Genomic DNA, 26,120 nt, shown 5'->3' with positions numbered 1-26,120 from the left:
ATAACACCACAGTAACGCACCCGGCCTGTTACGCAAATAAGAAAAAGCCAGTCGCAGTGACTGGCTTTATTTTGTTGAAGGAATATTGCGTTTGCTACGGACGTCTGCGACCCGTAAACAGGCTGACCAGGAACAGAATAATACCCACAACGAAGACAATTTTAGCTGCCCATGCCGCTGTACCTGCCAGTCCACCAAAGCCCAATGCGGCGGCAATTAACGCGATAACCAGAAATATAATGCCCCAACGAAACATAAGCTTCTCCTTTACCATAGTTAATGTCGGCCGCTAAACGTGAGCGCTCAGGTCACTCACCGGCGTTCTTCCAGAGTCGTTCTTATTTCGCCCGCAGGTGTTACCCAGACGGGCGAATGGTCCAGATTTACTTCGTTTTCAGATCGTTTTTAACGCTTTTCACACCGTCAATCGCTTTCGCGATGGACTCGGCGCGTTCACTTTGCGCCTGCGAATCTACCGTACCGGAGAGCTGAACCACACCATCGGTGGTTTCCACTTTCACCTTGCGGGATGGCACGATGTCATCTGCTAAAAGTTTAGCTTTGATTTCGCTGGTAGTAGCGGCATCACCGGCATAACCTTTCACCGACGCGTTTTTGGCGTCACGTACGTGCAGCTTATCGCTGACGGAGGCAACACCTTCGACGCCCTTCGCCACTTTCACCGCCTGTTCGGCCTGAGCCTGGCTTTCCACAAAGCCGCTCAGCGTGACCACTTTCTTGTCGGTCTTAACGGAAATATCGGTACTTTTGATGGATTCATCATCCACCAGTGCGGCTTTCACTTTTGCTGTGATTGAGCTGTCATCCATGAAGTTGCCGACTTTATTCATAGAGCTATCGATTTTTTGCCCTGCGCTATCGGCCGTGGACTGTGCTTTATCCATGGTGCTGCTTTCCGCCAGAGCAGAACCGCTCACCAGAACGCTACCCAGGGTTACAGCCAGCAGAGTTTTCGAAATCTTCAGTCTTGTCATATTCATCGATCTATTCCTGTGTTGACCCGTTATTCGGGCTACATACTTCCTTAGTAGTTTTATATATTGCGAATAAACACACGGGCAAAATGGATAACCTAAAGTCATGCATTGAACAGTTAATTTATCCACGCCCGGTGTTAAACACTGAGTTAAATATAGATCACTCTCACAGAGCCGCTTTCAGAATTGGGTAAAAAACGCGCGAATAGCGTGAAATTGCGTTGAATTAAGAACATTCCGCAAGGGATTAATAAGACAGGAATTAAAGAAGAGCACGGCGGCAGCCGTGCTCTGAGAGGGGATTAGTGCTCGCGGGTTTTACGGAACTGAACGTCAGGATAACGTTCCTGCGTCAGGTTCAGGTTCACCATGGTTGGTGCGATATAGGTCAGGTTATCGCCGCCATCCAGCGCCAGCTGAATTTCGTTCTTACGCTTAAATTCTTCGAATTTCTTCACGTCAGAACACTCAACCCAGCGCGCGGTCGCGACGTTTACAGATTCGTAAATCGCTTCCACGTTGTACTCGCTCTTCAGACGGGCAACAACCACGTCGAACTGCAGCACACCGACCGCACCAACGATCAGGTCGTTGTTCGCGATTGGGCGGAACACCTGCACGGCGCCCTCCTCGGAGAGCTGAACCAGGCCTTTCAGCAGCTGTTTCTGCTTCAGCGGGTCGCGCAGACGGATACGACGGAACAGCTCCGGTGCGAAGTTCGGAATACCGGTGAACTTCATCATTTCGCCCTGGGTGAAGGTATCGCCGATCTGAATCGTACCGTGGTTGTGCAGACCGATGATGTCGCCCGGATACGCCTCTTCAACGTGCGAACGGTCGCCCGCCATAAAGGTCAGCGCGTCGGAAATCACCACGTCTTTACCGGTACGCACCTGGCGCAGCTTCATGCCCTTTTCATACTTACCGGACACCACGCGCATAAAGGCCACGCGGTCGCGGTGTTTCGGGTCCATGTTGGCCTGAATTTTGAAGACGAATCCGGTGAATTTCTCTTCTTTTGCTTCCACTTCACGGGTGTCGGTTTTACGCGGCATCGGGCGCGGCGCCCACTCCACCAGACCGTCCAGCATGTGGTCAACGCCGAAGTTACCCAGCGCGGTACCGAAGAAGACCGGGGTGATTTCACCGCTCAGGAACAGCTCTTTATCGAACTCGTGAGATGCGCCCTTCACCAGCTCCAGCTCGTCGCGCAGCTGCGCGGCCAGCTCTTCGCCGACTGCCACGTCCAGCTCAGGGTTATCCAGGCCTTTCACCACGCGAACGTCCTGAATGGTGTGGCCTTTACCGGTCTGATACAGATAGGTTTCGTCTTTATAGAGGTGATACACCCCTTTGAACAGCTTACCGCAGCCAATGGGCCAGGTGATGGGCGCACAGGCGATCTTCAGCTCGCTTTCCACTTCGTCCATCACTTCCATCGGGTCACGGATGTCGCGGTCGAGTTTGTTCATAAAGGTGAGGATCGGCGTATCGCGCAGACGGGTAACTTCCATCAGCTTACGGGTCCTGTCTTCTACACCTTTCGCGGCGTCGATCACCATCAGACAGCAGTCCACCGCCGTCAGGGTACGGTAGGTATCTTCGGAGAAGTCTTCGTGGCCCGGGGTGTCCAGCAGGTTCACCAGGCAGTCGTGATACGGGAACTGCATCACGGAGGTGGTAATCGAAATACCACGCTGCTTTTCCATCTCCATCCAGTCAGATTTTGCATGCTGGCTGGAGCCACGGCCTTTAACGGTACCCGCAGTCTGGATCGCCTGTCCGAACAGCAACACCTTCTCGGTGATGGTCGTTTTACCGGCATCCGGGTGCGAGATAATGGCAAAAGTGCGGCGCTTGGCCACCTCTTGCAGATAAGGAGACAACGTCATAATTAAATCTTCTTTTATAAGCGCGGCAGCACGCCACGCATCATGGAATACAAAATTGCGGCTATTTTACCCATCAACGGGGGGCAGGCAATCATTGTTTACACAGGAGTTGCTCCAGTTCGTTCAACGACGTTACGGTCCAGGTCGGCTCGATGCCTTCAGGCTTCACGCGGCCATGCGCGTTGAGCCAGACGGTCGACAGACCGGCATTCATGCCGCCCAGGATATCTGACTCTGCCGTATCACCCACCATCAGGACGCGATCGCGGTCAGGATTACCGGCCTGCGCCAGCGCATAATCGAAAATACGCGGATCCGGTTTAGGTACACCCACCTCTTCGGAGATCACCAGCGCGTCGAAATGATCGCGCAGGCCGGTGCGCTCGAGGCGGATCTGCTGCAGGGCGGTAAAACCGTTGGTGATGATCCCCAGTTTCACCTTGCCTTTCAACGCATTCAGCAGGGAAACCGCACCCGGCAGTGGCGCACAGATATCGGCCATCGCGTTCAGGAACGCCTCGTTCAGCGTCCCCGGACTGACCTTTAAGCGTTCCGCCCAGACGTCAAAACGCTGGTGCTGAAGCTGTAACGCGGTAATGGCACCGTTCTGGTAATCCACCCACAGCGGCTTGTTTACCGCCTGATAGTCCTGAAAATCTTCAGCGGTGAAGGTCACGCTATAGTCGAGAAACATCCGCTGCAGGCCGCCGAACGAATCGAACGTAAACAGCGTTTCGTCGGCATCAAAGAAAATCCAGTCCCATTTCATCGTTACAACCTTATTTTTTATTATCCAATCGGCAGAGCCATTATGATGGCGTCTTCACGTCCCTCTGCGGTGGGGTAGTAGTTACGGCGGATTGTCGCCTCGTTAAAGCCTAAGCTTTCATAGAGCGCGATGGCGGCGACATTCGACGCGCGCACCTCCAGCCACAGGGTGAAAACGTCACGGGTTTCGAGCTCACGGATTAGGTGCTCGAGCAGTTCTCTTCCCAGCCCACGGCGCTGGAACGCGGGATCAACCGCGATATTAAACAGCGTCGCTTCATCAAGAACAACCTGCGTGATTGCGAAGGCGGCCATGGTGCCGTCAACGTCCAGGCGGTAGTTCAGATACCGTTCGCCCTGATTGCTGGCGAAGGTTTTTTCGCTCCACGGAAAGGCGTGGGCGCGTGTTTCAATCGCAAACGCGGTGGTCAGGTCAGGCGTCGTGAGGGAAGAAATCGTGTTCATATTCGCAGATTTGTTGCCATAGCGCGCTGCGCGCTTTTGGGTTGGCTTTCAGTTCGTCCAGCGCTGGCGTGGAGATCTGGCTCCCCTGGAGGGGGATCTCGTTTGTCTCTCCGATACGCCAGCTGTTACAGCGGCTATCAGGAGGAAGCATCGCGACACGCTCTGGCGTCAGCTGTAAAACCTGGTCGGCCGTCATCTTCAGGCTGCGAAGGACATCATCGATCAGGGGTTCATTCAGGGCAGGCAGTTCTTCCGCCACCATCACCAGGCGTACGTGCGCTGGGATGGAAATGGCGATTTCGCCCTGCAACGCCGTCGGGCGACGCAAAGCCCACTGGGTAATGCCCAGCTGCTGCAACTGCCAGTCTCGTCGGGATGTCATAGGGAAAACTCCTGTCTCTCAGGCGCGCAAATATAGCAAATGTGTCGAAAGTGCGCCATCTACCTACTATAATCCCCGCCTGAGTTTATTGAGGAACAATTCATGTCTGCATTTACCCCGGCAAGTGAAGTCTTGCTGCGTCACAGTGATGATTTCGAAGAAAGCCGTATTCTGTTTGCCGGAGATATGCAGGATGACCTGCCTGCGCGTTTCGACTGTGCTGAAAGCCGTGCCCACACCCAATACTACCACCACTGGCAGGTGCTGAGCCGCCAGATGGGCGAGCGCGCGCGCTTTAGCCTGGTGGCGGAGCAGAGCGATATCGCCGACTGCGATACGCTGATTTACTACTGGCCGAAGAACAAACCGGAAGCCCAGTTCCAGCTGATGAACCTGCTCTCCCTGCTGCCGGTCGGCTGCGATATTTTCGTGGTGGGTGAGAACCGCAGCGGCGTGCGTAGCGCTGAACAGATGCTGGAAGGCTACGCGCCGCTGAATAAAGTCGACAGCGCTCGCCGCTGTGGTCTGTACCATGGCCGTCTGGAAAAACAGACAACGTTTGATGCACAGGCTTACTGGGACGAGTACCAGCTTGACGGCCTGACCATCAAAACCCTGCCGGGCGTGTTCAGCCGTGACGCGCTGGATACGGGCAGCAAGCTGCTGCTCTCCACCCTGACGCCGCACACCAAAGGCAAAGTGCTGGACGTGGGCTGCGGCGCGGGCGTGCTCTCTACCGTGCTCGCCAGCCATTCACCAAAAGTGCGCTTAACCTTGTGTGATGTCAGCGCCCCGGCGGTAGAAGCCAGCCGCGCAACGCTTGCTGCAAACGGCATTGAAGGCGAGGTGATCGCCAGCAACGTCTTCTCTGACGTCACCGGTCGCTTCGACATGATCATCTCCAACCCGCCGTTCCACGACGGCATGGAGACCAGCCTGGAAGCCGCGCAAACGCTGATCCGTGGCGCAACCCGTCACCTCAACAGCGGCGGCGAGCTGCGTATCGTTGCGAACGCCTTCCTGGCGTATCCGAAAGTGCTGGACGAAACCTTCGGTTTCCATGAAGTGATCGCCCAGACCGGCCGCTTTAAGGTCTACCGTACCGTAATGACGCGTCAGGCGAAGAAATAATTCGCCATGCAATGCTTGCCGGGTAAGCACCAGCGCCATCCGGCAAGCAGGCGTCCCCGTTCCGGCCATTTTTGCAGCAATCAATAAAAGGCGCGCACTTTTCTGTTGACGTAAAGCTGAAAACATCTAGAATGCGCCTCCGTGGTTACGATACTTTTACAGTATCGATGGTATGCGAAGGTGGCGGAATTGGTAGACGCGCTAGCTTCAGGTGTTAGTGTCCTTACGGATGTGGGGGTTCGAGTCCCCCCCCTCGCACCAACGAGGCGATATCAACAATAGTAAGATGACTGGGCGAAGGTGGCGGAATTGGTAGACGCGCTAGCTTCAGGTGTTAGTGTCCTTACGGATGTGGGGGTTCGAGTCCCCCCCCTCGCACCAACGAGGCGATATCAACAATAGTAAGATGACTGTGCGAAGGTGGCGGAATTGGTAGACGCGCTAGCTTCAGGTGTTAGTGTCCTTAGGATGTGGGGGTTCGAGTCCCCCCCCTCGCACCAATTATCTTGCATCCCTTCTGAAGTTCCTCTTATTTTCCGTGTTATTTCAAGCTCATCAGTATCACCAGAATTCCACTGACCAGTGCTACACAGGATGGCAGTAAAACAAAGTGGCGCAGCTGCTTATGCCAGATCATGCCTGACGTGACTAACAGTCCTGACACAATGATCGTTTTCCAGGTATCAAGGGAGAGATCGGCAAACATCAACACGCCGAGAATGGCTCCCGGTAGCAATACCCCCCAACCACTTCCCAGCGCCTTGTTCAACATGATCTGCCCTCTCACAACGATAATGATAACCAATATCATATGACAGAGATTATCATTTGTCAGCTGAATGAATCAAAATCCATCGACCTTTACCTTTCCCGTAATGACAGGAATTGCCTAAGGTGATAAATTGCACACCTGTTAACAACATCTAAAGATTTTCTGATAATTACTCTTTGAGTTTTTTGCATGTTTTATTGCGAAACAGCACCTACTTATTTGTTTTAATTAAATTTTAATAAAACGCACGACTATGACATCACAATCCTGGCGGTCTTTGGTTCACAGAAAATATCAATTGTCGTTACGTTTATTTTTATTTCTGAACGCAACCTCGGCAGTGTTCTCGGTAACAAATCCGCTCAATTCTGTACGCCTGTTATCTGCCCCACTTATTGCTATTTTCTCCATCAGTACCGGCCTGTTCGTCTGGCACTGGAGAAAGCGCGCGCGGAAGATAAATATTCCTGCCGTTTCAGGGATCTTCGGTATTTTATGGGCGTGGCAAATCGTGTCGAAATTCGCCTTAATTACCCACGACCATGCGACATATTTGTTAATCGCCCTATTAACGGTGCTTTTTATCGGAACGCTGGCATTCGCCAGTAATATCAAAGCATTTACGCTGCACTCATTGCCCACCTTTATTGTCTGCCTGTGGCTAGGCGATCACGATATATGGCTGCGAATGACCTATTCTTTCGCACTTCCTGTGGTGGCAATCGCTATTCATAACATTTTGCAAAGACGTAACGATCGTTTCGCTCAGGAATTGCTCTCTCGCCTGCTGGAAGAGCGAGAAACCCTGACCGATCTCAGCATGATGGACCCGCTTACCGGGCTTTATAATCGTCGCGGTCTGCAAAGCCGTCTGGAGAACCTGCCGACGGTAGAAAATGGCGAGCACTTTGTCCTGCTGATGGATATCGACCACTTTAAAGCCTATAACGACCATTACGGCCATATGATGGGCGACCAGGCATTGAAACGCGTCTCTGCGGCCATCCGCGACGCCGTGCGTTCTCGCGATATTGTGGCGCGTTTTGGCGGGGAAGAGTTTATGGTGCTGCTGACCAATATTTCACTCGAACATGCTCGCCTGACGGCCGAGCGGATCCGCCAGAAAGTCTACGATTTGAAAATCCCGCATCTGTTTAACGAGAGCGTCGCGACAAACGTCACCATCAGCATTGGTATTGCCATTTTCGAGGATGAAGATGTGGAAGGCGCGCTGGAAAAAGCGGACAAAGCCCTCTACGAAGCAAAGCATATGGGGCGTAATAACATTCTGTTGAGTGAAGAGCTTCAGACGGCGTAAACAATACGACGATGTCACCAGGACAAAAGTCTTGCCATTGGTATGAGCAATAGTTAGGATTGGCAATCATTATCATTTAGATTTCTATCTATACTATGGCCACGCATACCGCACACATCGTCGAACCCTTACTCTGGCGAGCGCCCCTCACCAGCGGGGATGCTTCGCTTGCGGATGCCATACGGGATAAGATTGCGGAGACGCGCGCCCACCTGCTGGACTTTATCCGGCTTGATGAAGCGCACCCGAACCATGCCATGACGCTCTCAGAGTGGCGACAGCCGGCAAAACTGCGATCGCTGCTGGCCACCTACTCTGACCATATCTATCGCAATCAGCCTACCCTTACGCGGGAAAATAAACCTCTGCTCTCACTCTGGGCACAGTGGTATATCGGGCTGATGGTGCCTCCTCTCATGCTGGCGCTGTTAACGCAAAAGAGCATGCTGGAACTCTCGCCGGATAATTTCCACGTCGAGTTTCACGAAACCGGGCGTGCAGCCTGCTTCTGGATCGATCTTCACGAAGACCAGAGCGCGGAACGCCTGACGGCTCAGGAACGTATGGAGCGGCTTATCACGCAGGCCCTGATCCCGGTCGTGGACGCGCTTGAAGCGACGGGAGAGATTAATGGGAAGCTTATCTGGAGCAATACGGGCTATTTACTCCACTGGTATTTAACGGAAATGAAGCCCCTTCTCGGTGATGAGAACGTTGACGCCCTGCGTCAGTCCTGTTTCTTTGCAAAACAGCTTTCCGATGGCCGTGACAACCCGTTATTCCGTACCGTCGTGCTCCGTGATGGGCTTCTGGTTCGCCGCACCTGCTGCCAGCGCTACCGCCTGCCGGACGTTAAGCAGTGCGGGGATTGCACGCTGAAGTAATGCAATGAATTGCCCGGTGGCGCTTCGCTTACCGGGCCTACAAAAACAGGCCCGGCCTGATGCCTTCACCCTGACCCTCTCCCACAGTAAGAGGGAACAAACACTAAAAACGGCAACATGCGTTGCCGTTTTGGTTTTACCTAGGCCACCTGCTGATTGTCCTCTTCCGCGTTACGCTGCGCTTCTTCCGCTTCCTGCTCCAGCAGCTGCTTCTCGTACACTTTGAAGAACGGGTAGTAGATGATTGCCGATACGCAGGCCAGAACCACAACCAGAATAGCCGCGCGGAAATCCCAGCCCAGAGCCCACGCTGCGCCTATCGGCGCCGGTGCCGTCCAGGGGACCACAGAGATGACGCGGCCAATCAGGTCAAACGTCATCGCCGCCCAGGCCAGCACGGCATTTACCATCGGTGCCAGCAGGAACGGAATAAAGAACACCGGGTTCATCACAATCGGCGTACCGAAAATGACGGGTTCGTTGATATTAAAGAAGCTGGGGACCACGCTCAAACGCCCGATAGAACGTAAATGCGCTGAACGGCTACGCAGATAACAAATCACCAGCCCCATCGTGGCGCCCGACCCGCCAATCACGATAAAGAACGTCCAGAACGCTTCCATAAAGATATGCGGCAGAGGCTGGCTGGCGGCCAGCGCGGTCTGGTTAGCGCCAAGGTTAGTCAGCCAGAACATCTGCAGCATCCCTGAGACGATGGCGGCGCCGTGGATCCCGGCGAACCACAGCAGATGGCCAATCAACACGGCCAGCAGGATCGCAGGCAGGGAATCCGCTGCGGAAACCAGCGGTTTAAAGACCGACATAATGGCCTGTGGGATCAGCATGCCAAACTGAGACTGAATGACCAGGCTCAGCGGATAGAGCGTCAACACCACCACCAGCACCGGGATCAGCAGATCAAAAGAGTTTTTGATCATCGGAGGAACCTGGTCTGGCAGGCGAATACCGATGTTATGCGCCTTGAGGAAACGCATCATCTCAACGCAGTAGATCGCCACCAGAATCGCGGTAAAAATCCCCGTTCCACCCAGGCTGTCGACGGGAAGCGAGCCTTTGGTTTTCGGTGCCGCAACCAGCAGAAACGCCATCAGCGACAGCATGGCGCACATGAACGGATCTAGCTGGTGCGATTTGACATAGTGTTTGCCAAGGTTATAGGCAATGGCCGCACAGATATAAATGGACATAATGCCCATCGTCATATCAAACGGCGTCAGGATCTGGCCTTCAAACTGCTTCGCCATATCCAGCCAGGCGCGGGCGAAACCCCAGGTGGTATCAGGCGAAAAAGGTGGGTAAGCGAACACTAATAAAAATGAACCCACAATCATAAATGGCATCGCGGAGATGAACCCATCACGAATAGCCATGACGTGACGCTGGGAAGAGATCCGCCCGGCAATTGGGCTCACGTAATTTTCAACGAAACGGAATATCAGGTTAAACGCAGCATGGTTGGCAGACATGGCAGATCTCCTGTCAGACGTTTGTTACGGGCACTTTCGCGCCGCACGTGGTTCCATTAATCAACTTCACAACCTTGCTGGCTTGTGTACCAGTGGTACTGCTCAGACGAAATGGTTTCATAATTTGCTCTTATTATTGGATACAGGGGACGTTACGTACTCAGTATTAATCGACGCAACACGGTCTGCAACCGGTTACTGTAACCGGTTTCTGTGATTGTGAAGAGGATCCAGAAATCAGCCGTTCGGGATATTTGTTACGTAAGAGATATTTACACAGCATAAATTCTTATGACAGATTACGCAGGATATTTGTCAGGAGGAAACAATGAGTTTGCAGTCTGTACAGCAGTTTTTTGCCGACAACGCGCCGGATATCGACGTAATTGAACTTAGCCAGAGTACCGCTACCGTTGCGTTGGCTGCTGCCGCCCATCGTGTTGAACCGGGACAAATCGCCAAGACCTTGTCTTTAAAGGTGAAAAATGAGGTGATTCTGGTGGTAGCGAAAGGCGATGCGCGTCTGGATAACAAAAAGCTGAAAGACACGTTTGGTGCGAAAGCGCGCATGCTCAGCAGTGATGAAGTGGTGACCATCACCGGTCATCCCGTAGGCGGCGTGTGCCCGTTCGGGCTGGAAAACCCGCTCGCGGTTTACTGCGATATTTCATTAAAGCAGTACGCCGAAGTCCTGCCCGCCGCAGGAGCAATTCATAGTGCCGTGCGTATTTCACCTGACAGAATGGCAGAGCTGACTTCTGCAAAGTGGGTTGATGTTTGCATCTGATTGATGCGCCAGAACCTGTCTGGCGCGCAACGGACAGGTTATAAAAAGGTCGGCTTGCTGAGTGCCAAAATTCGCGGTTCTCTTGCCGGAAGGTGAGTAATAATATCCGCCGCATCGAGCAACCCGACGTCAGAATTCACCCCCAGCTTCACCATCGCATTAAACTTATGCGCCCGGATGGTCTTAATATTACGTTCAAGCTGCGCCGCAATTTGAGGAATTGAATAGCCGCAAGACATATAACGCAATATTGCCCGTTCCGTTGGGCTTAACATTCTGTTTTGACTCCGGTACCAGTGATTCATCATATTGTCATTGATGCGCACCGTTTCACTCAACAACACCATGAGTTCCTGCTGCAGGTGCTCAAGCATCAGCGATTTACTGACCACACCGTGAAGGCGTGACGGCGAAAGGTGGCTAATTAACCGTGCTTCCGTCTCATCAGCGACCAGGATAATGCGCTGGATATGACCATGCGAAAATGCGAGATCCCGCAGGTGTGCCAGACAGTTACGACGTTCTTCTCGCGCATCGGAAAGTGAATAGATTAGCGAGAAAAAATTGACGTGCTGAAGTGCTTTCTTAAAGCTGTCAAATTCGCTAAACAGATGCAGCTGATAATGATTCAGGCCGGGCAGCGCAAAAAGATGCTGTAGCCCAACAGCACTCATCGTGCAATTTTCGACGATGGCGATATGTCTTGTTGAATCGGTTTTTTCCATTCCTCGAACTCTCCATAGGCTGACATCAAACTCAGCTCTCTCATTCCCTGCGTACTGTTGATCCAGGCGTACATATCGGCATTACTGCGTAATGACAGCCGTCGCATAGCACTGTTTTTCTGCGCACTAATGGTTTTATTGCTCTTCTTGAGCAATGTGGCGATTTGGTTAATCCCCCATCCTTTACCTAACAGACGCAGGACCTTACGTTCGGAGTGCGTGAGCTCGATAACGTGTTCGTTTTCATCCTCCGTACTTTGAGGTTCCGGGGTTAACAACGTCTGGCTTATTCGCTCTGCCCGCTCGCTCCCTGCCCGAATAGCGTTAACCACGCCTTCAATAGGCTCCATATCAGACAGCAAGGTACTTTCCGGGCGCATAAGTAACTCAACCGCAATAGGGTAAAGCGGCCGCGAGACTAAAAAAATCCAGTGAATGTCCCGATATTGATTCAATAAACCATAGTACTCTTCGAGGGTGCCCCGGGGATTTCGGTATTCGCCTGAAATATCAGCAATAATGACGTCTGCGCGGCGTAACTGGAGCAGCGTTAACTCCTGCAGTGAGCGGCAATAGGTCAATTCAAAATCCGGGAAATGGCATGCCATCACGCCCCCTAACCCGTTTTGCATCACGGGTATCCGGCTAATGACAACGCCGTGCTTACCATGCAATGACAACATAGACCCTCCGTGTCCATTTTTCATTTGATGAGTAACATTAAAACGCATCAATGTATGAGTATTTTCGTCCCTGAGTGTAAAACTGATTAATACAAGCAGAAGATGAGATATGTTCTTTGTTTAAGAAATGCCTAAAACAGCCGTAATATCTCATAAAGCGCAAATAAGTTTAATTGCGGAGCCATTAAAATAACGACAATATAAAATTAGAATAACTAAATACAAATATTCTATATTTTCATATTAATAATTCACCACATTGATAAATTAAGTCAACGTCCCTTTCGCGATACGGGTGGGACTGTTTGCATAAACCTTGATCTGGCCCACAGCAAGAGGCACTGCACTTTGTGCTAAAAGTAATCACTATCGGCCAACCGGCAACTTTCCATCTTCTTCAGGACAATACATGCAGGCAGATCGGTCAACGCAGCGTGCTATCACGCGGCTATGTATTCAGTGCGGTCTTTTTCTGCTCCAGCACGGCGCGGAAAGCGCGCTGGTTGAGGAGCTTTCCACCCGGCTGGGTGTGGCGCTGGGTATGGATAGCGTGGAAAGCGCGATCTCATCCAACGCCATTGTGCTGACCACGATCAAAGACGGTCAGTGCCTGACCTCCACCCGCAAAAACCATGACCGCGGCATTAACATGCACGTCGTGACCGAAGTGCAGCACATCGTGATCCTTGCTGAACACAAGCTTCTCGATCTCCATGAAATTGAAAAACGGTTCAACCAAATTAAGCCGTTACGTTATCCGCGCTGGCTTGTCGTGTTGATGGTAGGGCTGTCGTGCGCCTGCTTTTGTAAGCTCAATAAAGGCGGCTGGGACGGTGCCATCGTCACCTTTTTTGCCAGCAGCATCGCCATGTATGTTCGCCAGCTGCTGACGCACCGGCAGCTGCATCCGCAAATTAACTTCTGCATTACCGCGTTTGTCGCCACTACGGTTTCCGGTCTGCTTCTGCGCCTGCCGCAGTTTGCTAACACCCCGACGATTGCCATGGCCGCCAGCGTGCTTCTGCTGGTCCCGGGCTTTCCGTTGATCAACGCCGTCGCCGATATGTTTAAAGGACACATCAATACCGGTCTGGCGCGCTGGGCTATCGCCAGCCTGCTGACGCTGGCGACCTGCATCGGCGTGGTTATGGCTATGACACTCTGGGGGTTACGCGGATGGGCGTAATAGATTTTCTGCTGGCGCTGGCGCAGGACATGCTTCTGGCCGCCATTCCTGCCGTCGGCTTTGCGATGGTATTTAACGTTCCGCAACGCGCGCTGCCGTGGTGTGCGCTGCTGGGCGCGATTGGCCATGGCTCGCGAATGATGATGATGACCGCGGGTTTTAACATCGAATGGTCAACATTCATGGCGTCCATGCTGGTCGGCAGTATCGGCATCCAGTGGTCGCGCTGGTATCTGGCGCATCCCAAAGTGTTCACCGTCGCCGCCGTAATCCCGATGTTTCCGGGCATATCTGCGTATACGGCGATGATTTCCGCGGTGAAAATCAGCCATTTTGGCTACACCGAGCCTCAGATGATCCTCCTCCTGAGCAACTTTCTTAAGGCGTCGTCCATCGTCGGTGCACTCTCTATCGGGCTGTCGATCCCCGGACTGTGGCTGTACCGCAAACGCCCACGCGTTTGATATTTGTGTTATTTCGCTGCCATGGAGATAATCCTTCTGGTCCGTTTGGTGAAAATAAGGAAAGGATGTGGCTAACCCTGGCAGCGAACACCCCGAGCACGGCGAAGAATCCAGCCTGAAAGAGAAAATTTTTCAGAGCGCCATCGCGCTTTTTGCCGAGTATGGACTGAATGGTGCCCGCATGGAGCAGATCGCGGAGAAAGCGGGTACCACCAAACGCATGGTGGTTTACCATTTTAAGAATAAAGAGAACCTCTATCTCCTGGTACTGGAACATGTTTACACCCAGATTCGCGCCAGTGAAAAAGCGCTAAGCCTGGCGGGAATGCCCCCTGTCGAAGCGCTGGTCGACCTGGTTGAAGCCACCTTTGACTATCATGCCGACCATCCCGACTACATTCGGATTATCTGCATGGAAAACATGCAGCGTGGTCGCTTTATGCAGCAGTCGAGCTATCTTCGCCAGGTCAACCGCAGCGCGCTCGACCTGCTGGAGGAGATCCTGCGCCGGGGCAAAGAAAAACAGCTCTTCAGCCAGACGGTTGACGCCCGCGATCTTCACCGCCTGATAAGCAGCTTCAGCTTTCACTACGTTGCCAACAGCTACACCTTCACGCTCCTGTTTGAAGACGGTGCGGACGAACAGGCTCAGCGCCAGCACTATCGCAAAATGGCCGTTCAGGTAGCGCTCCGCTACACCTGTCCATAAAATTGCTTGCAATTAAATCGCGCACTATCTATATTCATTTCATGAACGCGAAAACGAACGACGCAACCGCTGCGCTCAAGCTGGATAACCAGCTCTGCTTTGCCCTCTATTCGGCAAACCTGGCGCTCAATAAGCTGTACCGGCAACTGCTGGCACCGCTGAACCTGACCTACCCGCAATACCTGGTGATGCTGGTACTGTGGGAGCAGGATGACATGACGGTGTCGGACATCGGAGAACGGCTGTTTCTGGACTCTGCGACCCTGACGCCGCTGTTGAAACGGCTGGAAAGTGCCGGGTTAATCAACCGTCACCGTTCGCGCCGGGACGAACGTCAGGTCGCCGTCACCCTGAGCGAAGCGGGACGTGAACTGCAGCAGCAGGCATTGGGTATCCCCCATGCGGTGGGTTGCGCAGCGCAGTGTGATACCGACACCCTGCTGGCGCTCAAACAGCAGCTCGAACTTTTGCGACAACAGCTACACCGCGCGTAAGGCTATACTTTACGCGTGATTATTACCCATATATATCGCACGCTATTTAATAGCACACACTTAAGCAAGATGAGGAACCTGCCATGTCTTTAGAAAAAGTTGTTTATACCGCCAAAGCCAAAGCAACCGGTGGCCGTGACGGTCGTGCCACCTCTTCCGATGGCGTACTGGACGTAAAACTGGGCGTGCCAAAAGAGATGGGCGGCATGGGGGGAGAAGTAACGAACCCTGAGCAGCTGTTTGCTGCCGGCTACTCTGCCTGCTTCCTGGGCGCGATGAAGTTTGTGGCGGCGCGCGACAAATTTACCCTGCCAAAAGAGGCCTTTATTGAAGGCGAAGTGGGTATTGGCCCGCTGCCAACCGGTTTTGGTATCGAAGCGAAACTGAACATCCACGTTGAGGGTATGGATCCTACGGAAGCCAAAAAGCTGGTCGACGCGGCACACATTGTTTGCCCGTACTCTAACGCGACCCGCGGCAACATCGACGTGACCCTGAATATCATCGCGTGATAAATGCCTGATGGCGCTGCGCTTATCAGGCCTACGACTATAGCCCCGGTAAGCGCAACGCCGCCGGGGAAATCCCCTCCTTCCCTTTCCCCTCTCTGTGCTACCATAACCCCATATCACGCCCGTAGTAATCAGTAGAGTAAGCGTTATGTCCTCCAGAATTCTGACCACCAGCATTGCTGGCATTGATGCCTTTATGCGCGACCCACGCGGGGTGTTGACCCACGCCGAAGGCGGCACGGTTGCGGTTTTTGCCGACAACGCGCCGGCGTTTTACGCAATCACGCCGGAACGTCTGGCACAGCTTCTGGAGATCGAAGCGCAACTGTCACGCCCGGCGAGCGATGTCGCGCTGGACAACCAGTTCTTTGATGAACCGGTCAACGTCCCCGCGACCGTTCCGATGGGGAAATTTGCCCTGTACGCGGGCTGGCAGCCGGATGCGGATTTTCAGCGGCAGGCGGCGCTGTGGGGCATAGCGTTAACCCAACCGGCCACCGCGGAAGAGCTTGCCGCGTTTACCGCCTGGTGGCAGGCGGAAGGTAAAGTCTTTACCCACATTCAGTGGCAGCAAAAGCTTGCGCGTCATCTTCAAATTACCCGCGCCGGCAACAACGGCCAGCCCAAACGCGATATCAACGCGTTTTCAGAACCGGATAAACAGATCCCCAGCGGATTCCGAGGTGCGAAATGAAGAACGTCGGCGACCTGATGAAACGTCTGCAAAAAATGATGCCTGCCAACGTGAAGCCCGCTTTCACCACGGGTGAAGAGCTGCTGGCGTGGCAAAAAGAGCAAGGTGAGATCCGCGCCGCCGCGCTCGCCAGGGAAAACCGGGCGATGAAAATGCAACGCACCTTTAACCGTTCCGGTATCCGTCCCCTGCACCAGAACTGCTCGTTCGATAACTATAAAGTCGAAACCAACGGGCAGATGAACGCCCTTGCGGCCGCCCGTCAATACGTGGATGAATTCGACGGCAATATTGCCAGCTTCATCTTTAGCGGCAAGCCGGGCACCGGAAAAAACCACCTGGCAGCCGCCATCTGCAACGAGCTGCTTCTGCGGGGTAAATCGGTGCTTATCATCACCGTGGCCGATATCATGTCCGCGATGAAAGACACCTTCAGCAACCGCGAAACCAGCGAAGAACAGCTGCTTAACGATCTGAGCAATGTGGATTTACTGGTCATCGACGAGATTGGCGTTCAGACGGAATCCCGCTATGAAAAAGTGATCATCAACCAGATTGTCGATCGCCGCTCTTCGTCCAAGCGCCCCACCGGCATGCTGACGAACCACAATATCGACGAGATGACCCGCCTGCTGGGGGAACGCGTCATGGATCGCATGAAGCTGGGTAACAGTCTGTACGTCATCTTCGACTGGGAAAGTTACCGCAGCCGCGTCACCGGCAAAGAGTATTAAGACAGTTCCAGGAATCGCCGGTCGGGTACAGGTATATACTGGAACCCCATCCGCCCCAAAACGGACCTTTTTGAGAGAACCATGATGAAAAAAGACATTCTAATCAGCACCTTTTTAGGCGCGCTGCTGGTGACCGGCGCAGCGCAAGCGGCGTCCTGGCAGGAATCCCTGTCAAGCGCGGCAAATGAGCTGAGCAAAGAGAGCAGCAGCTCTCAGGGTGGACTTTCCGCCTCTTCCCTCACCAGCCTGCTGGGCAACAGCTCCCAGAGCCTCAGCGCGGGCACGATGAACAACGCGGCGGGGATTCTGGAATATTGCGCGAAGCAAAAGCTGGCCTCCGTGACCGACGCGCAAAACGTGAAAAACCAGGTGCTGGGTAAACTGGGTCTGGATACCCAGGAGCAGAAAGCGGACACCAACTATATGGACGGCATTCAGGGCCTGCTTAACGCGCAAAACGGCCAGCAGCTGAACCTGAGCACCCTCGGCAACTCTTCCCTGGCAAAACAGGTGAAAACCAAAGCCTGCGATCTGGTGCTGAAACAAGGCGTTAATTTCCTCTCCTGATCCACCCCATTTTCTGCCACAACACGCCGCGTTTAATGCGATAGTCTTGCAGCGCGGCGCTAAACGAGCGTTTTTCCAGGTTGCCACCGTCTCAGCGTCCGTTTGTCAGGATGTGTCCATCTTCATAAAAACGATTTTCTAAACCAAATCCTAACAACAGCACACTTTCGTGACACTAAAATTGCAGCTGAACGACATCGCAATTACATTGTATCACCCAAAAAATAAACAGTTAGCCAGCGAATCATCTGGCGTTTTGAGGATATGCTGTTGTCTGAATTCCTGTCTCTTATCCTTTTTCTGGCTTCTGTCGGCGTTTACGCCTGGAAAGCCGGCCGTCACACCTGGTGGTTTATCGCCACGCTGGTGGTGCTCGGCATTTTTATTATTTTAAACATTACCTTATATGCCAGCGATTACTTTACCGGTGACGGTATTAACGATGCGGTGCTCTACACGCTGACGAACAGCCTGACGGGCGCGGGTGTGGGCAAGTACATTCTTCCGGGGCTCGGCCTTATTGTCGCGCTGGTGACGATTTTTGGCGCGCTGGCCTGGGTGCTGCGCCGCCGTCGCCATCTTCCGCACCATCATGGCTACAGCCTGCTGGCATTATTCCTGGCGCTGGCCTCCGTCGACGCCAGTCCGGCGTTCCATCAGATCACCGAGCTGGTGAAATCCCAGTCGCGCGACGGCGATCCTGATTTTGTGGCTTACTACAAAGAACCGTCAAAAACGATCGCCAACCCGAAGCTCAACCTGGTCTACATCTACGGTGAAAGTCTGGAACGCACGTACTTTGATAACGATGCCTTCCCGAACCTGACGCCAGACCTGGGTGCGCTGAAAAATGAAGGTCTTGATTTCAGCCACACCGTGCAGCTGCCCGGCACGGATTATACGATTGCCGGGATGGTTGCCTCCCAGTGCGGTATCCCGCTGTTCGCGCCTTTTGAAGGTAACGCCTCAGCCTCAATGTCGACGTTCTTCCCGCAGAATATTTGCCTCGGCGATATCCTGAAAAACTCCGGCTACGAAAACTATTTTATGCAGGGGGCAAACCTGCGCTTTGCCGGAAAAGACGTGTTCCTGAAATCCCACGGTTTTGACCACCTGTATGGCTCAGAAGAGTTAAAAACGACGGTTGCCGATCCGAGCTATCGTAACGACTGGGGCTTCTATGACGATACGGTACTCGACGAAACGTGGAAGAAATTCGAGGAGCTTTCCCGCGCGGGCAAGCGCTTCTCCCTCTTTGCGCTGACGGTGGACACCCACCACCCGGACGGGTTCGTCTCGCGCAGCTGCAAGCGCAAAAGCTATGACGTTGACGGCAAAAACAACAAGTCTTTCAGCGCCGTTACCTGCAGCCAGGAGCACATTGCCGCGCTGGTCGAGAAAATCAAAGCCTCGCCCTGGTTCAAAAACACCGTCATCGTCGTCTCGTCTGACCATCTGGCGATGAAAAACAGCGCCTGGGATCAGCTCAACAAGCAGGATCGCAGCAATCTGTTCTTCGTCCTGCGAGGCGATCAGCCGCAGCAGGAGGTGATTGCCACCAAACGCAACTCCATGGATAACGGCGCAACCGTGCTGGACATTCTGGGCGGCGACAACTTTATTGGCCTGGGCCGCAGCACGCTGTCGGGGCAATCCCTGTCGGAAGTGTTCCTCAACATGAAGGAAAAAATCCTCGCCTGGAAGCCAGACATCATCCGCCTCTGGAACTTCCCGAAAGAGATGAAGGACTTCACCGTCAATGGGGATAAAAACACGATTGCCTTCTCGGGCAGCAACTTCCGTCTGCCGCTGCTGGTGCGCGTGTCGGAGGGTCGCGTTGAGCCGCTGCCGGAAAGCGAGTACTCCGCGCCGCTGCGCTATCAGCTGGCCGATTTTGCGCCACGCGATAATTTCGTCTGGGTCGACAGGTGTTACAAGATGGGCCAACTCTGGTCGCAGCCACTGGCGCTTTCTACCGACTGGTGCGTCTCTCAGGGGCAGCTTGGCGGGGAGCAAACCGTGCAGCATGTGGATAAAGCCCAGTGGAAAGGCAAAACCGCGTTTAAAGATACGGTGATTGATACCGCGCGCTATCAGCGTAACGTCGACATGCTCAAAATCGTCGATAACGATATTCGCTATAAGGCAGACAGCTTTATCTTTAACGTGGCCGGCGCGCCGGAAGAAGTGAAGCAGTTTAGCGGCATCTCGCGGCCGGAGTCCTGGGGGCGATGGTCCAACGCGCAGCTGGGCAACGAGGTGAAAATTGAGTACGCCCATCCCCTGCCGGAACGGTTCGACCTGGTGATCACCGCCAGAGCGTATGGCCCTAACGCCAACAAGCCCGTGCCGGTGCGCGTGGGCGATCGGGAGCAGACGCTGACGCTCGGGAACGATGTGTCTACGCACACGCTGCATTTTGACAACCCATCGCGCAGCAATACGCTGGTGATTGTGCCGCCAGACCCGCAGTCGACGAATGAAGGGAATATCCTTGGACACTCACCGCGCGAGATCGGGATTGGCATGGTCGAAATCAAAATCGTCGGTACGCAAGGCTAACGCGCACGTGCCCGGCATTCTGCCGGGCACTTATGGAAATAAATAATTCTATAAAATCATTATAAATTAGACAAAAACACTTTATATAAGCCAGTTTAATTTATAAATATCCCGCAAAAAGACAAATCCATAACATGTGCAGCTCCATAAGTTACCACGGAGCATTACGCACTTTTATCATGCTAACCGGCTATAAGTTCGAATCCATCCGGGCACTGCGCAGCGAAAATGTGATTGCCTGGGAGGTATTGTCCACGGCAAAGCCCCACGTCGATCTTGAAGACTATTTTAGCGCGATGTCCTCGACGCAGCGTAAGGCGCACTTCTTTGCGCAGCTTCGTCATGCCATGTATTGCGAGGCGGGCGACAAGTATTATCTCAACGCAACATCGGATTTGCTGCTGGAAACGGACTTCCTCGACAGGCTAAAAGAAGAGACCCCCTGCCCGGAGAGGCTTGCTATCGAGGTCACCGACCTCCATACGCTGGTACAGCTCGACGACACGCAAAGCCGGGCTCTGCGGATATGCATCGCGACGCTCCATCAGTGGGGGATCGAAGTGTGGGCTGACGATGTCTGCGAAGACATTCTTCCCGATCTTCTGACCAGCCAGATCCGCTTCTGCGGCGTCAAAATAGATAAACATACCTTCTGGAGCGGACGCATCGAGCAGGCGAAGTTCCTGCATCTCACCCGCCAGTGCAAGCGCGTCGCCAGCAAGGTGCTGATAGAAGGCATCGAAACCGCAGGGGATTTCGCGCTGGCCCGTGCCAGCGTGGCCGACTACGGCCAGGGCTATCTGTGGGGCAAAAAATGACGCCCTTCATTCCTAATGCTGGCTATCAGGTCATCGTTCTGAGCGGCAATGCGTTTTTATGGCTTGGCCTCCAGTCGATGATTTCGATGGCTGTTACACCCCGTCCTGAGATGTATTGGATCAACAGCGTTGATCCGCAAGGGCTTACCCTCCTTCAGGAACGGCTGCACAGCGCGTCCGTCGCACAGAACTGGCTGATTTTTACGGATGCGGCCTGGGTCAGCGACATTAACGCCTGGCTGCGCAGCGAGCGGGTCAAAGTGGTGGCGGACAACCTGTCTCTTGCGCAGCTGAGCCGCTGCTTTAGCGACACGACATTTTCCTTCGAAAACGCCGCCACGCTCTCGTATCAGGAGATGCGGGTTTGCATGCTGTTACATAAAGGATTCAGCCCGGTTCGTATCGCAAAAATTCTCAATAAGTCACCTAAAACGATCTACACCCACAAGCGTAACGCGATGAACAAATTTTGCTGTCACAGCCTGGCGGAATTCCATCGAAAACTCTGCCTGCTGGACGCTCAGTCATTCTCTTTGTAATTGCATTGTTACTCACGTCAGGAAATAAGATCATGAAAATTATCACCACTGCTGTATGTTGTTCCGCTCTCCTGCTTCCTGCCGCCGCGATCGCCGCAGACAGTACCGCAAGCGCGACGATGCACGTCTCACTTGAGGTCGTGAAGTCGTGCACCCTCAAAGCCAACGACCTCAATTTCGCGCGCCACGGCTCGGATGAATCAAGCGAAATACAGGCCAGTACGCAGGTCGATATTGTCTGTACCAACGGTACCCCGTTCACTCTCTCCGCCACCAGCAACGACAGCAGCGAGAACGGCACCTTCTGGCTGAAGCCGGAAAACGGTGAAACGGGCGCACAGAAGATTGCCTGGAAACTCTTTGCTGACGAGGGCAAACAGACGCAAATCACCAGCACCGATGGGCTAACCGACACCGGCAACGGTCAGGAGCAGAAAGAGACGCTCTATGGCGTGATTGACGCAGGCGCCCTGACGACCGCACAGGCAGGCGCCTACAGCGACGACATCACCTTAAACCTGGTGTACTGATCGTGCGTCGCTATCTTCCCTGCCTCATTCTGTGGCTCATGATGCTGACGCTGCTGTCACGCTACGCGCTGGCCGCCACGCTGCAGGTGGCGCCCGTCACGCTCGATCTGCAAAGCGGTCAAAGAGCAACAGCGGTCACCCTCAGCAACACTGGGAAAGCGGCCATTCATGCGCAGATACGGGTGTACGAATGGACCCAGAAAAACGGTCAGGATGTCTTAGTCGCCACCAATGAGGTCGTCAGCAGCCCGGCGATGACCGCGCTGGCGCCGGGCCAGCAGCAGCTGGTGCGCATTATCGTCATGCAGCCTGGCATCCATACACAGGAGCAAAGTTACCGGCTGGTCATCGATGAACTGCCGGACGCCACGTCCCGTGCCGCCAATCCCAATGCGGTGCACTTCCTGCTGCGCTATTCGATCCCAGTATTCATTGCCGGACCCCAGAATACCCCCGTCGGCCACGATGCCCTGAGCTGTGAACAGGCGGACAGCCCGGCGACGATCCGCTGCTATAACGCCGGAAAAAGCCATATTCGCCTGAGCCATCTTGAGGCCCTGACGGCCAGTGGGCAGGTTGCGGGATCGGTTAAAGGACTGGCGGGCTATGTACTGCCGGGACAGACCGCCCTTGTGAAACTTAAGCAAGCGTCACGCCATACGCTCAGCGCGTTACGCGTCTTCCTCAACGATGACCACCATGCCAGCCAGATACCCCTGCGCCCGCTCGCTTCTCGCGCTCCTGCTTTGGCTACCGCTGATGCTGTCAGCCCGCACTGAAGGACCCGCCAACACCGTACAATGGCTGGCCATCACCGTGAATCACGCCCCGCAAGGGGATCTGTGGGCCTGCCGGGTGGTGGACGATGCGCTGTGGATGAGCGACAGCGATATCAAAAAACTGGGGCTCCGCGCCCCGGACCATCGCGGCGGATGGGTAGAACTCACGGCCCTGCCGGGCCTGAAGGTTGATATCGACCTGCTTGCCCAGCAGGTGGCGATTACGGCCGAGGCAAAGGCGCTCGCCGGAGAGCAGCATCTGACGTTCGAAAAATCGTCCCCGCAGTACGCCTATCCTGAGGCCCAGCCCATCAGCGCGTTTACGCTCGGCTACGCCCTTTACGCCAGCGATGCGCAGGGTAAACGCCAGCTGAATGCCCAGACCCAGCTGACCGCGTCCGGGCTGCTGCCCGGAACGTTCAGCAGCAGCTTTTCAAGCCATGCCGGTGAGGAAAACAGCGCCGGTCGACCTGCCCACACGCGTCTCGAAACCCGCTGGCAGTGGGACAACACCGATTCGCTGACTACCCTTGCGCTGGGCGACAGCATCACCACCGGCACCCGCTGGAGCCGGCAGGTGCGCTTTGGCGGGCTGCACTGGGCGCGTAATTTTGAACTCGATCCGCAGCTTAATACTGAACCGCGCAGCCGCTACAGCGACACGGCCGTGCTGCCTTCCACGGTCGATTTGTATATCGACGGCCTTAAGCAGAGCAGCCAGCGCGTGACGCCGGGGGCGTTTACGCTGGATACTCTGCCGGCCTTCACCGGAAGCGGGCAGGCACAGGTGGTCATTACCGACATCAACGGCCAGCGTCGCACCGTACAGCTCGACGTGTACGGCGCACCGGGAATGCTGGCCGAAGGGCTCAGCAGCGGCTCGCTGGATATCGGCTGGATGCGGCAAAACTACGCCCAGCGCTCCGACGACTACGCCGCGTCGCCGATGCTCGACGCCGGCTGGCGCTATGGGGTCAATAACCACCTGACGCTGGCGCTGCACACGGAGCAGCAGCGTAAACTTCGCCATCTCGGGACAGGCGTTGACTGGTTGATATCCCCCGACGCAGGCATTATCAGCCAGCACGTCGCGGCGAGCGACAGCCCCTACGGTCAGGGAATGCAGTGGGGCCTTGGCTGGCAGTGGAACGGCGGCGGGACGGGCATTTCTGCCAGCACCGTGCGTACCGATGCCGCCTTCGCCGATAATGCCCGCATGGGCGGTGCAGTGCCCGTCAGGCGCAGCGATAGCGTGTGGCTAAGCCATTCATTCTCCCACGTCGGTACGCCAGGCGTGGGCTGGGTACAACAAGATATTAAGGGTAACAAACAACGCTATCTCAACGCCTCCTGGTCCGTTTTTTTACCGGCGCATCTCTCCGCCACGCTGAGCTATACCCGCTCGTTTACGGACGCGTCGAGCAACGTTCAGCTTATGCTCTCTCTCCCGCTGGGCCGCCAGGACACCCTCTCTCTCCAGGCCAGCCAGGACTCGCCGCGCATGGACTATCGCCATCAGCCAGACGATCGGACCGGCGGCTGGTCATGGCAGCTGGGGCAAAGCGTTGGTGAACGCCGGGAAAAGTATGCTGACGTGGGCTATCTGGGCCACGCCGGAGAGTGGCATGTGGGGCTGGAGCAAGGCGCTAACGTAGGTAATCAGTATGCCTCAGCCGAAGGCAGCCTGACGCTGCTGGATAATAGCCTGCACGCCTTGCGCAACAGCGAGCAGGGCCTGGCACTGGTCTCTACGCGCGGTATCGGGCACGTACCGGTGATGCTGGAAAACCGCCCAGCCGGTGAAACGGATGAGGATGGTTATCTCCTGCTGACCGACCTGCCGCGTTACCACAACAGCAAAATCAGCATTAACCCGCTCGATCTGCCTGCCGATGTGATCGCTCCCGTCACCGACATGCATGCCAGACCGGGCAACAGCAGCGCGGTAAAAGTCGATTTTAACGTCCATCACGCCGTCACGGTTCAGGCCCGACTGGTCGACAGCCGCCGCAGGCCGCTCCCGCTGGGCAGCGTCGTGTCAACGCCGCAGGGTGCGACCATCGTAGGACGCGACGGCTTTATCTGGCTTGAAGATCCGCCCCTGCCGGGTGAACTGGTGGTGAAGACCGGTGAGTGGGAGTGCCGGGTCACGCTTCCGTCGCCGCGTACCGCGTCATCAATACAGAATATCGGAGAACAACTGTGTCATTAAGAGCGCCGTTATTATTGCTGCTCGTCCTGTCCGTGAAGGCGATGGCGGCAGCCTGCTGGATAACCTCAACGCCCGCCATTAACTTTGGCAACGTCGTGGCGGGCAATACCACCTCCGTCAACACCGAGGTAAAATTTAGCTGCCAGGCCGACAACGAGGGCAGGACGGAATATATCAACGTCTGCCTGAGCAGCGTAGACGCCCCGCCCTTTGAGATGATCTCGCCGGGGGACCAGGAGGGGAAACAGTACACCCTCCTCTTCCGCCTGCTTAACGGCGCAGCGCGCGCTCAGGAGCTGGGACCTGCCGGCAGCGGGAACCTGATTCAGCAGACCCTGGCCGCGGAAAGCAATGCCAACGTCAGCGGTACCTTTCCGCTTATCGCTACCATTCCGGCAGGGCAAAGCCAGCTTCCGGCCTACCACTATTACAACTACAACATGAATCTGCGCATCGCCTGGCACAGCGCCATGCGTCAGGATGCGCTGCAAAACTGCTCGGACGGTTCCGCAGAGGGAGAGCAGGTGCAGGGCGGCACCAACGCGCAGGCCGAAATCAGCCAGGGATGCTACATCGAGCGCGTAACTCCGCTTAACTTCGGCACCCTGACCAGCACCGCGACCCTGCGCCCGACGCGATCCACCGCCACCCTCACCACGCGCTGTCCGGCCGGAACCGCGTTCACCCTTGCCATGGGCAAAGGCAACCATGCCAGCGGTAATCAGCGTCAGCTCTGCAACAACGAGGGCCAGTGCCTGCGCTACGGGCTCTGGCAGGATGAGGCGGCCACGCAACGCTGGGGGGATCAAAGCAGCGGCGATGCGCTGCAGGTCACCCATCCCGCTGGCGGCACCCAGAACTACACCGTTTACGGCGAAGTCCCGGCACAGCCGCTAACCGGTACCGGGGAATTTATTGATGACGTGATTATCACGCTGACTTATTAAACCACCCAAAATCCTGTCTGGATCAATGTTATCGGTAACAGTGGCGTTAAAATAACCAGCAGTGCTGCCCGGAAGGCATAA

General features: G+C 54.8%; 29 protein-coding genes and 3 tRNA genes. 22 read left to right on the top strand and 10 right to left on the bottom strand.

Going from position 1 to position 26,120, the window contains the following annotated elements; all coding sequences use genetic code 11:
• Nucleotides 1-94: 94 nt before the first annotated feature.
• The 6 genes from L370_RS12025 to L370_RS12050 form a co-directional block, all read right to left on the bottom strand.
• Nucleotides 95-256 carry a DUF1328 domain-containing protein gene (locus L370_RS12025; RefSeq protein ID WP_003856556.1) on the bottom strand — a complete coding sequence of 54 codons (162 nt, stop codon included), beginning with the start codon at nt 254-256 and terminating at the stop codon, nt 95-97.
• A gap of 127 nt (nt 257-383) precedes the next feature.
• Nucleotides 384-1,001, bottom strand: coding sequence for a molecular chaperone OsmY (gene osmY, locus L370_RS12030; RefSeq protein WP_023334427.1), 618 nt, complete (start codon nt 999-1,001; stop codon nt 384-386).
• A 299-nt stretch (nt 1,002-1,300) separates the two neighbouring features.
• Nucleotides 1,301-2,890, bottom strand: a complete 1,590-nt coding sequence (prfC, locus tag L370_RS12035) for a peptide chain release factor 3 (RefSeq protein ID WP_023334426.1) — start codon at nt 2,888-2,890, stop codon at nt 1,301-1,303.
• Nucleotides 2,891-2,981: 91 nt separating this feature from the next.
• Complete coding sequence (gene yjjG, locus L370_RS12040; protein ID WP_023334425.1) at nt 2,982-3,659, bottom strand: pyrimidine 5'-nucleotidase; 678 nt, start codon at nt 3,657-3,659, stop codon at nt 2,982-2,984.
• 20 nt (nt 3,660-3,679) lie between these two features.
• A complete protein-coding gene (gene rimI / locus L370_RS12045; RefSeq protein ID WP_023334424.1) occupies nt 3,680-4,123 on the bottom strand; it encodes a ribosomal protein S18-alanine N-acetyltransferase in 444 nt (147 codons plus the stop codon).
• On the bottom strand, nt 4,092-4,505 hold the full coding sequence (locus L370_RS12050; protein WP_023334423.1) for a DNA polymerase III subunit psi: 414 nt from the start codon (nt 4,503-4,505) through the stop codon (nt 4,092-4,094). Before L370_RS12050 ends, rimI begins: the two co-directional genes overlap by 32 nt.
• A gap of 102 nt (nt 4,506-4,607) precedes the next feature.
• Here L370_RS12050 and rsmC point away from each other — a divergent pair, with 102 nt between their 5' ends.
• From rsmC to L370_RS12070, 4 genes are all read left to right on the top strand, one after another.
• On the top strand, nt 4,608-5,636 hold the full coding sequence (gene rsmC / locus L370_RS12055) for a 16S rRNA (guanine(1207)-N(2))-methyltransferase RsmC (protein ID WP_023334422.1): 1,029 nt from the start codon (nt 4,608-4,610) through the stop codon (nt 5,634-5,636).
• 174 nt (nt 5,637-5,810) lie between these two features.
• Nucleotides 5,811-5,897: transfer RNA gene (locus L370_RS12060), tRNA-Leu, on the top strand.
• 33 nt (nt 5,898-5,930) lie between these two features.
• Nucleotides 5,931-6,017, top strand: a tRNA-Leu gene (locus L370_RS12065).
• A 33-nt stretch (nt 6,018-6,050) separates the two neighbouring features.
• Nucleotides 6,051-6,136, top strand: a tRNA-Leu gene (locus L370_RS12070).
• Nucleotides 6,137-6,177: 41 nt separating this feature from the next.
• Here the strand turns inward: L370_RS12070 and L370_RS12075 are convergent.
• Nucleotides 6,178-6,447 carry a DUF1435 domain-containing protein gene (locus L370_RS12075; RefSeq protein ID WP_032666565.1) on the bottom strand — a complete coding sequence of 90 codons (270 nt, stop codon included), beginning with the start codon at nt 6,445-6,447 and terminating at the stop codon, nt 6,178-6,180.
• A gap of 214 nt (nt 6,448-6,661) precedes the next feature.
• Here L370_RS12075 and L370_RS12080 point away from each other — a divergent pair, with 214 nt between their 5' ends.
• Both L370_RS12080 and fhuF read left to right on the top strand, forming a co-directional pair.
• Entirely contained in the window at nt 6,662-7,726 is a 1,065-nt protein-coding gene (locus tag L370_RS12080; protein ID WP_023334420.1) for a GGDEF domain-containing protein, read from the top strand.
• A gap of 95 nt (nt 7,727-7,821) precedes the next feature.
• The gene (fhuF, locus tag L370_RS12085; protein WP_023334419.1) at nt 7,822-8,610 is read left to right on the top strand and encodes a siderophore-iron reductase FhuF; all 789 of its coding nucleotides are present in this window, start codon (nt 7,822-7,824) and stop codon (nt 8,608-8,610) included.
• 140 nt (nt 8,611-8,750) lie between these two features.
• On the opposite strand, the gene L370_RS12090 is transcribed toward fhuF, so the two are convergent.
• A complete protein-coding gene (locus L370_RS12090; protein WP_023334418.1) occupies nt 8,751-10,097 on the bottom strand; it encodes a PTS sugar transporter subunit IIC in 1,347 nt (448 codons plus the stop codon).
• A gap of 328 nt (nt 10,098-10,425) precedes the next feature.
• On the opposite strand from L370_RS12090, the gene L370_RS12095 reads away from it, so the two are divergent.
• Entirely contained in the window at nt 10,426-10,884 is a 459-nt protein-coding gene (locus L370_RS12095; protein WP_008502085.1) for a YbaK/EbsC family protein, read from the top strand.
• A gap of 38 nt (nt 10,885-10,922) precedes the next feature.
• Here L370_RS12095 and bglJ read toward each other — a convergent pair whose 3' ends face one another.
• Together bglJ and L370_RS12105 are read right to left on the bottom strand one after the other, a co-directional pair.
• On the bottom strand, nt 10,923-11,558 hold the full coding sequence (gene bglJ, locus L370_RS12100) for a DNA-binding transcriptional activator BglJ (protein ID WP_032666564.1): 636 nt from the start codon (nt 11,556-11,558) through the stop codon (nt 10,923-10,925).
• Entirely contained in the window at nt 11,555-12,292 is a 738-nt protein-coding gene (locus tag L370_RS12105) for a helix-turn-helix transcriptional regulator (RefSeq protein ID WP_023334416.1), read from the bottom strand. Before L370_RS12105 ends, bglJ begins: the two co-directional genes overlap by 4 nt.
• 409 nt (nt 12,293-12,701) lie before the next feature.
• Here L370_RS12105 and L370_RS12110 point away from each other — a divergent pair, with 409 nt between their 5' ends.
• From L370_RS12110 to L370_RS12180, 15 genes are all read left to right on the top strand, one after another.
• Nucleotides 12,702-13,478, top strand: a complete 777-nt coding sequence (locus tag L370_RS12110) for a threonine/serine exporter family protein (protein ID WP_023334415.1) — start codon at nt 12,702-12,704, stop codon at nt 13,476-13,478.
• Entirely contained in the window at nt 13,469-13,942 is a 474-nt protein-coding gene (locus tag L370_RS12115; protein ID WP_023334414.1) for a threonine/serine exporter, read from the top strand. Before L370_RS12110 ends, L370_RS12115 begins: the two co-directional genes overlap by 10 nt.
• A 67-nt stretch (nt 13,943-14,009) precedes the next feature.
• Nucleotides 14,010-14,651 carry a TetR/AcrR family transcriptional regulator gene (locus tag L370_RS12120; RefSeq protein WP_023334413.1) on the top strand — a complete coding sequence of 214 codons (642 nt, stop codon included), beginning with the start codon at nt 14,010-14,012 and terminating at the stop codon, nt 14,649-14,651.
• 41 nt (nt 14,652-14,692) lie between these two features.
• On the top strand, nt 14,693-15,145 hold the full coding sequence (locus L370_RS12125; protein WP_023334412.1) for a MarR family winged helix-turn-helix transcriptional regulator: 453 nt from the start codon (nt 14,693-14,695) through the stop codon (nt 15,143-15,145).
• 83 nt (nt 15,146-15,228) lie between these two features.
• Nucleotides 15,229-15,657 carry an organic hydroperoxide resistance protein gene (locus tag L370_RS12130; RefSeq protein ID WP_023334411.1) on the top strand — a complete coding sequence of 143 codons (429 nt, stop codon included), beginning with the start codon at nt 15,229-15,231 and terminating at the stop codon, nt 15,655-15,657.
• 148 nt (nt 15,658-15,805) lie between these two features.
• Entirely contained in the window at nt 15,806-16,351 is a 546-nt protein-coding gene (gene dnaT, locus L370_RS12135; protein ID WP_023334410.1) for a primosomal protein DnaT, read from the top strand.
• A complete protein-coding gene (gene dnaC, locus L370_RS12140; RefSeq protein ID WP_023334409.1) occupies nt 16,348-17,085 on the top strand; it encodes a DNA replication protein DnaC in 738 nt (245 codons plus the stop codon). The genes dnaT and dnaC overlap by 4 nt, the downstream gene beginning before the upstream one ends.
• Nucleotides 17,086-17,169: 84 nt before the next feature.
• Nucleotides 17,170-17,652, top strand: coding sequence for a YjjA family protein (locus tag L370_RS12145; RefSeq protein WP_081706856.1), 483 nt, complete (start codon nt 17,170-17,172; stop codon nt 17,650-17,652).
• 270 nt (nt 17,653-17,922) lie between these two features.
• Complete coding sequence (gene opgB / locus L370_RS12150) at nt 17,923-20,214, top strand: phosphatidylglycerol--membrane-oligosaccharide glycerophosphotransferase (RefSeq protein WP_023334407.1); 2,292 nt, start codon at nt 17,923-17,925, stop codon at nt 20,212-20,214.
• A gap of 179 nt (nt 20,215-20,393) precedes the next feature.
• Entirely contained in the window at nt 20,394-21,032 is a 639-nt protein-coding gene (locus tag L370_RS12155; RefSeq protein ID WP_032642676.1) for an EAL domain-containing protein, read from the top strand.
• Nucleotides 21,029-21,571: a helix-turn-helix transcriptional regulator gene (locus tag L370_RS12160; protein WP_023334405.1), complete on the top strand. Its 543-nt coding sequence runs from the start codon at nt 21,029-21,031 to the stop codon at nt 21,569-21,571. Before L370_RS12155 ends, L370_RS12160 begins: the two co-directional genes overlap by 4 nt.
• A gap of 32 nt (nt 21,572-21,603) precedes the next feature.
• Nucleotides 21,604-22,101 (top strand): Csu type fimbrial protein, encoded by a 498-nt coding sequence (locus tag L370_RS12165; protein WP_023334404.1) that lies wholly within the window; start codon nt 21,604-21,606, stop codon nt 22,099-22,101.
• Nucleotides 22,102-22,103: 2 nt separating this feature from the next.
• Nucleotides 22,104-22,880 (top strand): fimbrial biogenesis chaperone, encoded by a 777-nt coding sequence (locus tag L370_RS12170; RefSeq protein ID WP_032666563.1) that lies wholly within the window; start codon nt 22,104-22,106, stop codon nt 22,878-22,880.
• Nucleotides 22,801-25,092 (top strand): fimbria/pilus outer membrane usher protein, encoded by a 2,292-nt coding sequence (locus L370_RS12175; protein ID WP_255344009.1) that lies wholly within the window; start codon nt 22,801-22,803, stop codon nt 25,090-25,092. The genes L370_RS12170 and L370_RS12175 overlap by 80 nt, the downstream gene beginning before the upstream one ends.
• Nucleotides 25,083-26,039 (top strand): Csu type fimbrial protein, encoded by a 957-nt coding sequence (locus L370_RS12180; RefSeq protein WP_023334401.1) that lies wholly within the window; start codon nt 25,083-25,085, stop codon nt 26,037-26,039. Before L370_RS12175 ends, L370_RS12180 begins: the two co-directional genes overlap by 10 nt.
• Nucleotides 26,040-26,120: the final 81 nt, after the last annotated feature.

It is taken from the genome of Enterobacter sp. MGH 24, from assembly GCF_000493015.1.
Lineage (GTDB): Bacteria > Pseudomonadota > Gammaproteobacteria > Enterobacterales > Enterobacteriaceae > Enterobacter.
This window is presented reverse-complemented; position numbering and strand designations above follow the sequence as displayed.